We start from the raw sequence: 11,553 nt of genomic DNA, 5'->3' as shown, positions 1-11,553 counted from the left end.
CACTAGAGATCATTTCATTAAATGTTTCTTAGGCGGGATCTTAGCAGAGTTTCAGGCCAGAAGAAGCCATCCAGAACTGTTTCGTGACCCATTTACACTACTTAAAAGTATAGCTGTTCCGGTTTAGTGGACAGAACCAGATATCCAGCACTTGAATAAGATCAGAATTTATGCTATCATGTCTTAGTTATGAAAACTGGCATTCACCCAGAGCTCAAAGATACCAAAGTCACCTGCCTCGGTTGCGGGACGACTTTTAATACTCGTTCCACTACCAATGAAATTACGGTCGAAGTTTGCAGCAACTGTCATCCGTTCTACACCGGCAAACAAAAGCTGGTCGATACCGCCGGCCGAGTCGACAAATTCCGTGCCCGCATGGAAGCTGCCAAAACCAGCAAAGGCAAGGCTAAGACCAAGAAAGATCGAAATAAAGACCAGCGGGTAGATGTAGCTGCCGAACTAAAGGCCGTAAAACAAGAGTTGGCTCAAAAAACCACCGACAAAAAAGACCAACCAGCCGAAAAATAACTAAGCTTATACCAAATACTGCTCCCTTGCTATAATAGGAGCAGTATTTTGTTTCGGGATGTCATCCAGGGCGAAAGTCGAAAGATCTTGCTAGATTTCTCCACTGCGGTCGAAATGACAAGGAAAAATAATGATTGATCAAGATAAAATTAACACTATAAAGCAACGCTTAAGCGAAGTTGAGGCCAAACTAGCTGATCCGGCTATTTACACTACTCCAGACTCAGCCAAACTAGTGGCCGAGCAGCGCGACCTACAAACACGCTTGAGCCTATTTGAACAGCTCGCCAGCACCGAAAAACAACTAACTGATGCCCAGGGCATGCTAAATGACCCTGATATGAAAGATCTGGCAGCCGAGGAAATTGAAAAGCTCGAGGCTCAAAAGGCTAAGCTCGAAGCCAAGGTTCGGGTTGCCCTAATCCCCACCGACCCCAACGACAACAAAAACGCTATTATTGAGATTCGGGCTGGTGCCGGTGGCGATGAATCGAGCATTTTTGCCGGCGATCTGGCACGCATGTACGGCCGCTTTTGCGAGAATCATGAGCTGAAGGTTCAGATTATGTCTGACAACCCTAACCCAGCTGGCGGCTACAAAGAAATTATTCTCGAAATTACCGGCCCGCAGGCTTATGGCACGCTGAAGTTCGAAAGTGGCGTGCACCGAGTGCAGCGAGTGCCGGTTACTGAGTCGGCCGGGCGAATTCACACCAGCACCGCCACCGTAGCCGTTTTACCCGAGGCCGAAGAGTCGGATATCGACATTAACCCTGCTGATGTTCGCACCGATGTTTACCGTAGCTCCGGCCACGGTGGCCAGAGCGTAAATACTACTGACTCAGCCGTGCGACTCACCCATATTCCAACCGGTATAGTCGTAACCTGCCAAGACGAAAAGTCTCAGCTCAAAAACAAGCTCAAGGCCATGAGTGTGTTGCGCAGCCGCTTGCTAGCTCTGCGCGCTGAAGAAGAAGCCAAGAAGCTTGGTGAGGCCCGCCGCGGCCAAATTGGCACTGGCGATCGATCTGAGAAGATCCGCACCTACAATTACCCCCAAGACCGCATAACTGATCATCGAATTGGCTATACCACCCACAACATGCCCAAAGTTATGGATGGTGGGCTCGACGACCTGCTCGAGCATTTGCGCGCAGCCTCGGTTCAGAAGTCTCTGGAAGAGCAGCAAAATGACTAACCCGTCATTCCCGTGTAGGCGGGAATCCAGGAAAGCGGTTCGCCCCTTGGGCGACTATCTTTTGTGTCGCCAAAAGTTAGCAAAAGCTCTTGGCCTATGCTTAGATCTAGCAGCAATCCAAGCTAGCTCACTTTCTGTTCTGCGCTGCTATGGCAAGCAAGTTCTCGAAACAGAAGTGTTCGCTAGCTTACCTTTTGCTGATCTTGCAACGGCCGAGGAGCCACAATGAAAGTACAGCAGCTAGTCGAAAAAACCACTGGCCAGTTTAACTCGGTGGGCATACCATCGGCCCGACTCGATGCTGAGTTACTTTTGGCTCACGTGGTCGGCAAAGGGCGCGAATGGGTGCTAGCCCATGGCCAAGACGAACTTACCGAGGCTCAAACTGCCCTTTTTGAACAATATGTATCCCGGCGGCTAGAACGAGAGCCGGTTTGCTATATTACCAACTGCCTGGAGTTCTACGGCCTAAATTTTTACGTTGACCCTCGCGTGCTAGCTCCGCGGGTCGAAACCGAACTCATTGCCGAGCAAGCCATTAAGCACGCCCCCAAAGACTCAACCCTGATTGATATTGGCACCGGCAGTGGCGCTATTGCCGTTACGGTAGCCAAACACCGGCCCGATCTTAAAATCACTGCCACCGAGGTAAGCCACGACGCCCTGCAGGTAGCTCGCAAGAATGCCGCCCAGATCTTGGGTGCTGAGCATATGCTGGAATTTATGCATGCCGATGTTTTTGACGGCATGGAACGCGAGTTTGATGTAGTAGTTACCAACCTGCCTTATGTAAGCAATGACTATCACGATCGCATGAAGCCCGAGGTGCAAAAAGAGCCCGGCATTGCCCTATTCGGTGGCCCTGGCGACGGCTTAGACTTGTACCGCCGCTTTTATGAGCAACTGCCCAAGCATATTAAGCCTGGCAGCAAGGTATTCCACGAATCTGACCCCTGGCAGCACGAAGAACTTAAAAAGCTAGCTGCTCAAGCTGGCCTTAAAACAATCCTCGAAGACTACCTAATCTTAGGCTTCGAAAAGTCCTGATTCTTCAAAGTTTCTAGAGCGTCGCTCCATAACTCATCGTAATCTGTACTTTTACAGATCAGTACAGTAGAACCATCTTTGCGCATTCCATACATGTCTAAATCGCGGCGCATAAGTGCCATATCCTGCTGCAGTGCCAGCAATATCGCCTTCTCTTTATCGTCCTGTCGCTGTTTTTCAGTGATCATAATGTCATTATAAACCATTGCTATTATCTTATAAATGTTATAGAATGTCGTCGTTCGCTCAAACGTCTACCCCGGAGGAATTATCATGAGTGAAACGTTCAACGACATGCTGAGGCGACTATGCAGCGAGCACAGCAACATCCAACAGGTCTCGCTCCAAGCTGGCCTGTCGCACGCGACGATCGACCAGTTCACACGCAAGACCGACAGCCAGTTCGAGATCAGGTCGCTGCGTTCGATCATCGAAGTGCTCGGGCTGAAAGATCAGCCGCAAGAGCTCAGACGCTTCGTCCTGCTCTATCTTCGCCGGATCTTGGGCGACGAGATCGGTGACGCTGCACGCCTCGACTCGCTGATGGATGCCTTCATCTTCGAGCCAGCTGCTGACATCGACGAGGACTTCGTCACGCGGCCTCAGCCACGTCTGAGCCTGCTCGTCGACGCTTCGTAGTTGCCCCACAATCCCCGTTCGAGACCTGGTTCAAAGAATCCCGATTTCGGCCGGGGTTCTTTGTTTTTATTATCCTAGTCATCCCCACGAAGGCGGGGATCCAGGCTGGATTCCCTACCCGAAACGACAGAGCCTTTCGATAGGGAATGACGAGTAAATAGAGATCCTGATCCACCGATTGGCGGATCAGGATGACAAGTTAGCTACTAGGCGCTTCACCAAGTTTGGCTTTGATAGTAATAGTCTTGCCTTGGCGTACCACCGTGAGCGTAACGGTGTCGCCCGGCTTAAATTTGCCTACTACCGAGGTTAACTGGTTGTCGGCATTAATCTCGGTGTTATTGATTTTGGTAATAATATCGCCCTGTTCCAGACCGGCGCTAGCCGCCGGACTGCCACCAACTACCGAGCCAGTGCCTTGTACAAAAGCACCGTTTTCGACCGGCAGGCCGTTGGCTTTGGCGATATCTTTAGTAATACTAACATAACGCACCCCCAGGTATGGCTTAATAATTTTGCCGGTGGAATTAAAGCTAGCTAGGTCGTTCTTAACCTCGTTGATCGGGATAGCAAAGCCAATGTTTTGCGAACCTTCGCCTGCTACTGCAGTGTTGACACCAATCACATTGCCACCAATATCGAGCAGTGGACCGCCAGAATTACCAGGGTTGATGGCGGCGTCGGTTTGAAACAAATTTTGCAAGCTTTCGGTGCCACTGCTCGACCCTTGATCGCCCGCTGTAATGGGCCGACCTTTGCCCGAGATTATACCGGTGGTTACACTGTTTTGAAACTGCCCCAAAGCATTACCAATCGTAATAACTGTTTCGCCAACCTGAACACTTTCGCTATCGCCAAGGGTAGCAGGAGTTAGGCCGCTAGCCTCGGCCTTTAAAAACGCAAGATCATTTGTCGGATCGGTAGCTGCAACCTTGGCTTGATACTGCTTGCCACCACTATCGATTATGGTAAAGCTTTGGGCTCCTTGCACGACATGCTTATTGGTGAGTATAAGGCCATTATCCTTCACAACTATGCCAGTACCAGCCGCCTGTTGTTGCTGTGACTGACCAAAGAAATTAGTAGCCGTGCTCGAACTAACAATACTTACCACTGAGGGGCTGGCTTTTTTGGCGACATCGATTATGGCGTTGTCTTGACTAATAATCTCCTTTTTACTGAGGCCAGTTGGGAGCGGCTTACTGCTACGAGCAACGATTTGTAAATACAAAAAGGCCCCTAGTAGGCCAGCTAGAAGCCCACTAATTACGCTTATAACGATGATGCGGGTGAGATTGAGTGGCTTGGCTATTTTAGTTTGAGCCGGTACGATTGATTCAGTTTTGGTGGGCATGTAGTTTCCTATTTAACATTCTATTGTGTTCTTGTCGTCCCCGACCCAATCAGGGCCAGGCTGGACTCCCTACCCGAAACGGTGCAACCTTTCGATAGGAAGTGACATTTTGATGGAGGCCTAGAGGGCAACGCTCCACCTACTTAATAAAACTAGTACAATAAATATTACACTAGAAACAACGATGTATTCAAACAACAGTGACCGCTTGAGGGTTTGATTCTTATGGTGAAAGTAGATTCCGCCCCAACAATAGGCCAAAGCGCCGATTATAAGGCTTATTTGGCTTATCATAAGACTACTGCGTGGCACTCGGTACAAAATCACCCATCGGCTAGCTATCCAAAACAGCTCGGTTGCCGCCAAAGCCCACAAGGTAGCTAGAATCTGCGGGTTGTTGGTAAACTCCAACAGCCACAACAGTGCCAGCGTAAAGTTTACTAGCCAGAACAGTAATAGAATTATAGCCAGCGGCCAATGCCAGAATATAATTGCCAAGCTCCCGCAGGTAGTGGCTAGTACCAGTAAGGCGGTAGTTAGTATGTTTTGCAGGCTCATCCTGGTATTTTGCTGAATGTCTAGGTAGCAGATTAGACCATACAGCCCGCCACCAATAACAGTCAGGCCCACAAACAGCGGCAGCGGTATGAGGTTGATGCTATTAATACTAAACAGATAGAAAAACCACAGCAGCAGCCACAGACTTGAGCGCAGACTCTTGATCAGCAAAAAGCCTCGCCGCTTGCTCAATATAAGCCGTCGAAACAAAAAGTAATTTAGCGCCAACACCAACACCGGCAGAATCACCTGGTAGGGCGTAAAATACAACAAAAACAGCCCCAGCAGTGCCTGCAGAGCACTAACCAAAAAAATGTAGCGCTGATCTCGGCTCAAGAGCTGAAAACGCTTAATTCGATCTTTGAGATTGATAGTAGTTGCCCCCTAAAATTATGCGGATGTCCGCTGGTGGTGGCGCGCCCGAACCAGTTTGCGGACAGGCTTGGGGTGCGACCCCAAACCGGTTTTGCAGATACTGCAGTGTATACGGCTTGCCACCATTAGTGCAATCGACTATTGCCGTCTTGGCCACCTTGTCGGCCGACACTGTTTTTATAACATTATAGCCGTAGCTTTTCAATAGGCTTGCTACCTTCACCGCCAATGCCGACTGACTACTAGCATTGTCGATTTGCACACTGGCGCCCTCGGCTTTAATGTAGCCATCAACAAACAAGGTGCGCACAAAAGCTTGAATGTCGCTATACTCGCCTATGCCAGCCGCTGGCACCACTACACTAGCATTACCAATAGCAGCATTTTTAACCAACCCGTTGTTATCGACGTCGAGCACCTGATTGGTAACATCTTTCGGGTTTAGGTCTTTGGCTATGCTACCCAGGCGTTGAATTTCGCTGGGCTGCAGATCGGTCTTAATGTTGTTGCTAACAATGTTGATCATGTTTAGAATTTTGCCGGGATCGGTCAATATTGACTGCTTTAGTGCTTTTTCGCGCAAAGCCATTAGCACCTGCTGCTGACGTTTAGCTCGGCCATAGTCGTCACCACAATCGCCCTTGCGACAACGCGAATATTTAAGCGCCGTTGCACCATCCATATTGTATGTGCCAGCCTTGAGCCTAAAGCCACACGATCGGCTTTCGTTGTTGTCGCAGGGATATTCAGGATCGTACAAGTCCTGCTCGACCACAATGTTATCTATGCCGCCCACTGCATCAACCGATTGTCGTAGAGCCGAGAAATCTACCAGCACATAGTAGTGAACCGGTACATCGAGTATCTTAGACACAGTCTGCTTAACTAGCTCTGGGCCACCAGTCTGTTTGGTCTGCTGACCATAGGCGTTGGCAGAATTGATCTTATCCCAGCCGACACCAGGAATCTTGACATACAGATCGCGCGGAATACTCAGTAATGCTACCTGGTTATTTTTAACATCATAGCTGGCCACCATAATAGTGTCGGTCAACTCTTCACCAGCGTGTCCGGCATCGCCCTTGCCTAGCAGTAAAACATTTACCCGCCCATCGCCTTCGCCTTTTAGGGTGGCCGGGGTAACCTCCTTGGCCAATGCCGGTGCGGCTACGCCTTCGCGTTTTTGCACAACTTTGCGCAAACTTAGATACGTCTTTGCAGCCATGACCCCACCAACTACCAACAAAAGAACCACACTCGCCAAGGTGATTTTGAGCCATAGTCGCCGTTTCTGCCTGGCCTTAGGTGCAGCTGGCAATACATTTGGGGACGATCGAAAGTCACCGCTACTAAAACTTTTAACCACAAAAGGCTCGGTCGACGGCTTACCTACGCTAGCACCATCCTCGTTTTGCTTATTGATCTTGGAGCCATCAGAGCCAGTTAGTTTTTTATGTTGCATTATTAAATCATTATACCCGAGCAGTTAGCGCTTGCAAAACTGCTTATGTACCTTGTATATATTTGCTTCACTGCAGGGTACAAGCTTGCTATAATAAATGAAATGTACGACGAAGACGAAACGCCAAAAGACCCAGAGGAGCAACCCGATACTCGTCTGGCCGAAGAAGAGCTGCCTAAGCCAGGCAGTCATTTTAAGCCAGGCCAGGTGCCAGCCAACCGCCCAGCTACACCAGCCAATCTCGATCCTAATAATCTGAGGTTAGACCCTAGCCGAGCCGGCAAAAAAACCATCGACGAGACCACTGCCAACGAACCTGCAGAAAAGCCAAAAAAGACTGGCGGCAAGATTATAAAAGAACTAGTTGTGACCGTGCTAGTTACTGCTGGCATCATTTTTATTATTAACAACTTCATATTTCAGGCCTTTTACGTTAGTGGCAGCAGTATGGAGCCCAGTTTTAGTAATAGCGACTACCTTATAATCTCCAAGTTCCCACTCACCTGGAATAGCATTAAGTCATTATTTGGCGCCCGCGACAACCTCGACATTAAACGCGGTGACGTGTTAGTGTTCCGCTATCCCAACGAGCCCAGCACTTTCTTTATTAAACGAGCCATTGGCTTGCCCGGCGAGCGAGTGACAGTTAAAAACGGCGTTGTTACCATATATAACAAACAGCGCCCCGACGGCTTTGTGCTCAACGAGGACTACATAGGCACGGCCTTCAAAACCGAGGGCAATATCGACGAGATCGTGCAGCCCCAACGGGTGTTTGTTATGGGTGACAATCGTAGTCCCAATGGCAGCTACGACAGCCGCTACTGGGGCCAGCTCGATCAGAAGTTCATAGCCGGTATTGGCGAAGTTCGCCTGCTGCCGCTCAATACATTCAAATTGATTCAAGATCCAGATTATCAGGAGTAAATGTGAAACTCTATCGATTTAGCCCCATCCAAAATCAAGATGAGCTCCTTGAGGCCGTAAAATATATTCACTTTGCTTGTTATAAACTGTGCAAGCAATCGTTTGGCAAATATCTGCCAAATGCTGGCAATGCGGGTGTTTTTTGCCATTACGATGAAGAGTACGACAAGCTGGTGGGCATAAGAAAGCAGCTTACTGAGTTGTCTGAGGACCCAAAACAAAAGTATTTCAAACTTCATGAGCCAATCGTTATTGAGACCAAAGACGACATCCCTGAAACCACCTATACTTACCTGTATATCCGTAAGCCCGACATCTACCGAGCCCAGGTGGGTGACATTGACTTCTACCTTGAACAAAAAGAATATCATGAACTCAAAAAATCACTGCAAGGTGGCAAAAAAGTAAAGGTGCCCGCGTGTTCCCGCGCAGTGACCTCGAACTAGTTGAGCTTTTTGACCCAGATATTGATGCGCTAGGCTACGTCAGCACAAAAACAATGACCGAAAAAGTTCACACTAAACAGTCTGAAAAAACCAACTTATAGGTTTTCGATTACCTCGATTAGGTGGTAGTTTTTGAGCGGCACAAGCTGTGGCTTAACTTCAATAGTTTTAATCTTGTTTTTTAAAGCCGCATATTGCTGCTGCGAAATTATAGTGCTGCGGAACTTGCTACCGTCATTAAACAACACGCCTCGGCCGATCCAGAAATCAACAACAGAGCCGTAACTACCAGCAAGCGTAAGGCTCTCATCGATGTTATCTGGAGATAACCCGCCAGAAAACCATGTATCTATATGGTTGCCCTCGGTATAGTAGTCGCCGAGATACTGGGGCTCAAATTCATAGTAAGCAAGCTCGATGACCCTCGATAGAATTATTCTTTTTCGCTTCTCGGCTTCACTAAGTTCTGTTAAGTCCTTGTCGCCATTCCACATTATGTTTCTAACACTTCTGTGAATTTCCGATTCCTGCTCGTCTTTTGACAACCTGCTAAACTCTTTGAGCCGTTCGGGAGTAGCATCTTCTATCTGATGGATTAGCCTGTCTCTATCGTATTTGTTGGCAGTTCTAAAAAAATTGATCTTCAGATTCTTTGGAGCGTATTGACTGTACCAATCAATCAGCTTACCAAACGCTTCAAAATATCTATCTAGAGCAGCCTGTGGATAGTTGTTCATAACTCTGAGAACTACATCGCAGGATATGTACTCCAAGACAACTCCTGGCTCGTGGACAGCCAATACCGGTAAAACATAATCTGTCATATAGCGAAGGTTAAATAGCTCGGCCCAGTCTGGTTCGGGATGAGACGGATTCCAGTAGTGTTTGTAGCCACCAAACGGCATGCAGAAGTGAAGCGGTTTGCCTTCTTTTAGACTAACTTCTATTTTTTCGTGTATATCTTTTTTTGTAGTCTCACCAATTCTGCGACGAAACTTTTTGCGCATTAGCTTGTCAAAAATATAACCAGCCTTATCTGTGGCAATTTTCCTCTGCTCATCTTTGGTGGGAGCATGTTCTTCAATTTGAGTTAATAACTGACGTAGGTAGCTATTAACTGAATCTTGCATAATTATTCGCCAATAATCTGTTTGTAGATCTTTTGCAGCTGGTCTTCGGAGGTATACTCGATAGTTAGGCGGCCGCCTTTGGCGGTAGGCTTAATAAATACTTTGGCTCTTAAGCGCTTGCCTAGATCTTTGGTTAGCTCTGTAGTTTGATCTTTTTTGGCCTTGGCAGCCGCGGTCGGCTTATCGGGGTTACTCTTGTAGGTTCGGGCCAGATCTTCGATCTCGCGCACCGTCATGGTGCGGTTAACCACTCGAGCCAAAAGTTGGCGCTGAAGCAGTGGATCGTCACCCACGCCTAGAATTGCCCGAGCCTGGCCCTCGCTAAGACGACCATCGGCCAAAGCGCCCTTTACGCCTTTATCGAGGCTTAAAAGTCGCATGGTGTTCGATACGGTTGGCTGGGCTTTGCCAACACGCCTGGCGATTTCATATACTTTGAGGTTAAATTCGTTTACTAGCTTGCTATAGGCCGCCGCCTTTTCGAGTGGTTTAAGATCGGCCCGCTGCACGTTTTCGATTAATGCTACTTCGAGCCCCTCTTGCTCCGAAAAACTACGCACTATTACTGGCACCTGCTTAAGCCCGGCTAGCTTAGCGGCTCGCAAGCGTCTTTCACCAGCAATCAACTGATAGCCCTCACCTTTTTTAGATACAATCAGTGGTTGGACAATGCCGTAAGCTTTGATCGACTCTGATAGATCCCTAAGCTCGTCGTCGCTAAATTCGCCTCTGGGCTGGTTGGGGTTTGGAACAATTACACTGGCATCCACGTCGATCACCGAGCGTGTTGAGTGTCTAACCTCTTCGGGCGCATCTTCGCTCATAAACTCCTCAACATCGGTTGGGATCAGGGCGTCTAGACCGCGACCTAATCTATCGGTTTTACTTGGCACGAGTCATTACCTCCTTGGCTAACTTTTTATATGCAAACGCACCTCTGGCAAACCGGTCGTAATACATTATGGGCTTGCCATGACTGGGTGCCTCGGCTAATCGTATATTACGCGGAATTATGGTGTCAAACAAATGGCTCGGGAAATGCTTTTGGAGCTCCGATTGAACTTGAGCCGACAAGCTAGTGCGGCTAGAGTGCATGGTAAGCACCACGCCTAGTAGAGTTAGCTTGGGATTTAAAGCTTGGCGCACGCGTTTGATGGTGTTTAGTAGCTGGCCTAAGCCTTCGAGCGCATAGTATTCAGATTGTACCGGCACTAGGGCATAATCGGCCGCCACTAAGCCGTTGATAGTTAGCAACCCGAGCGATGGCGGGCAATCTATAACCAAATAGTCATACTTTAAGCCCTCCAGAGCGTGTTTAAGCTTGAATTCACGTCCCCGAACTGTTGCCAGCTCCACCTCGGCTCCGGCCAGATTAGAATTGGTGGGCAAAATGCTCAAATTATCCCAAGCAGTCTTAATAACAGCCTGCTCGGCTGGGAACTGGCCCACCAAAACATCGTATAGGCTGTTCTCGAGCTCGTTTTTAGCTACACCAAGCCCAGAGCTGCTGTTGCCCTGAGGGTCCAGGTCAACGAGTAGCACCGACTTACCCGCCTTAGCAAAGGCCGCCGACAAGTTAATAGCGGTGGTGGTTTTGCCCACCCCACCCTTTTGATTGGTAATTGCTATTACTCGCACTTTTGTCTCACCACTCCTTAAAGTAATAGCTAATATTGTAGCATATTTAGACTCTATCTTAACCTTATGCTCGCCGGCATTAAAGCAGCTTTATTATTCCAGGCCGTTGCTGCGATCAGCAAGTGCAGTAGCAAAATGCACTCTTGTTGCGAGAATCTTGTTACTACATGACCGCGCAGCAACAGGAAGGTATTTTGCTGTCTGCACGCTGCTAGAATCGCAGCATAGGCCAAAGTTTTATCCAACTT

At 48.4% G+C, this 11,553-nt stretch carries 13 protein-coding genes; 6 read left to right on the top strand and 7 right to left on the bottom strand.

From position 1 onward, the window contains the following. The first annotated feature begins 189 nt into the window (after positions 1-189). The 3 genes from rpmE (at position 190) to prmC (ending at position 2,776) form a co-directional block, all read left to right on the top strand. Complete coding sequence (gene rpmE / locus HYX70_00065; GenBank protein ID MBI2797680.1) at positions 190-531, top strand: 50S ribosomal protein L31; 342 nt, start codon at positions 190-192, stop codon at positions 529-531. A 130-nt stretch (positions 532-661) separates the two neighbouring features. After that, the gene (gene prfA, locus HYX70_00060) at positions 662-1,729 is read left to right on the top strand and encodes a peptide chain release factor 1 (GenBank protein MBI2797679.1); all 1,068 of its coding nucleotides are present in this window, start codon (positions 662-664) and stop codon (positions 1,727-1,729) included. Between the two features lie 225 nt (positions 1,730-1,954). Then, on the top strand, positions 1,955-2,776 hold the full coding sequence (gene prmC, locus HYX70_00055; GenBank protein MBI2797678.1) for a peptide chain release factor N(5)-glutamine methyltransferase: 822 nt from the start codon (positions 1,955-1,957) through the stop codon (positions 2,774-2,776). Here the strand turns inward: prmC and HYX70_00050 are convergent. Continuing rightward, entirely contained in the window at positions 2,746-2,964 is a 219-nt protein-coding gene (locus HYX70_00050; protein MBI2797677.1) for a hypothetical protein, read from the bottom strand. The two genes, prmC and HYX70_00050, sit on opposite strands and share 31 nt — an antisense overlap. An 85-nt stretch (positions 2,965-3,049) precedes the next feature. Between HYX70_00050 and HYX70_00045 the strand changes: the two genes are divergently transcribed. Next, positions 3,050-3,415, top strand: a complete 366-nt coding sequence (locus tag HYX70_00045; protein MBI2797676.1) for a hypothetical protein — start codon at positions 3,050-3,052, stop codon at positions 3,413-3,415. 199 nt (positions 3,416-3,614) lie between these two features. On the opposite strand, the gene HYX70_00040 is transcribed toward HYX70_00045, so the two are convergent. The 3 genes from HYX70_00040 to HYX70_00030 all read right to left on the bottom strand — a co-directional run bounded on the left by HYX70_00040 (position 3,615) and on the right by HYX70_00030 (position 7,164). Continuing rightward, a complete protein-coding gene (locus tag HYX70_00040; protein ID MBI2797675.1) occupies positions 3,615-4,769 on the bottom strand; it encodes a trypsin-like peptidase domain-containing protein in 1,155 nt (384 codons plus the stop codon). Between the two features lie 120 nt (positions 4,770-4,889). Next, complete coding sequence (locus HYX70_00035) at positions 4,890-5,663, bottom strand: hypothetical protein (GenBank protein MBI2797674.1); 774 nt, start codon at positions 5,661-5,663, stop codon at positions 4,890-4,892. 13 nt (positions 5,664-5,676) lie between these two features. Further along, on the bottom strand, positions 5,677-7,164 hold the full coding sequence (locus HYX70_00030; GenBank protein MBI2797673.1) for an LCP family protein: 1,488 nt from the start codon (positions 7,162-7,164) through the stop codon (positions 5,677-5,679). A gap of 102 nt (positions 7,165-7,266) precedes the next feature. Here HYX70_00030 and lepB point away from each other — a divergent pair, with 102 nt between their 5' ends. Together lepB and HYX70_00020 are read left to right on the top strand one after the other, a co-directional pair. Beyond that, entirely contained in the window at positions 7,267-8,091 is an 825-nt protein-coding gene (gene lepB / locus HYX70_00025; GenBank protein ID MBI2797672.1) for a signal peptidase I, read from the top strand. Positions 8,092-8,093: 2 nt separating this feature from the next. Then, positions 8,094-8,537, top strand: coding sequence for a hypothetical protein (locus HYX70_00020; GenBank protein ID MBI2797671.1), 444 nt, complete (start codon positions 8,094-8,096; stop codon positions 8,535-8,537). Positions 8,538-8,632: 95 nt separating this feature from the next. On the opposite strand, the gene HYX70_00015 is transcribed toward HYX70_00020, so the two are convergent. Genes HYX70_00015 through HYX70_00005 form a run of 3 tightly spaced genes read right to left on the bottom strand, consistent with a single transcriptional unit; the run spans position 8,633 to position 11,305 of the window. Continuing rightward, complete coding sequence (locus HYX70_00015) at positions 8,633-9,667, bottom strand: hypothetical protein (GenBank protein ID MBI2797670.1); 1,035 nt, start codon at positions 9,665-9,667, stop codon at positions 8,633-8,635. A gap of 2 nt (positions 9,668-9,669) precedes the next feature. Beyond that, positions 9,670-10,560, bottom strand: coding sequence for a ParB/RepB/Spo0J family partition protein (locus tag HYX70_00010; protein MBI2797669.1), 891 nt, complete (start codon positions 10,558-10,560; stop codon positions 9,670-9,672). Further along, complete coding sequence (locus tag HYX70_00005) at positions 10,550-11,305, bottom strand: ParA family protein (GenBank protein ID MBI2797668.1); 756 nt, start codon at positions 11,303-11,305, stop codon at positions 10,550-10,552. The genes HYX70_00010 and HYX70_00005 overlap by 11 nt, the downstream gene beginning before the upstream one ends. Between the last annotated feature and the right edge of the window lie 248 nt (positions 11,306-11,553).

The sequence above is a fragment of the Candidatus Saccharibacteria bacterium genome, assembly GCA_016191105.1.
Taxonomy (GTDB): Bacteria; Patescibacteriota; Saccharimonadia; order CAILAD01; family BJGX01; genus JACPPH01.
The sequence above is the reverse complement of the archived record's forward strand: the minus strand, read 5'-3'. Positions and strand labels throughout refer to the sequence as shown.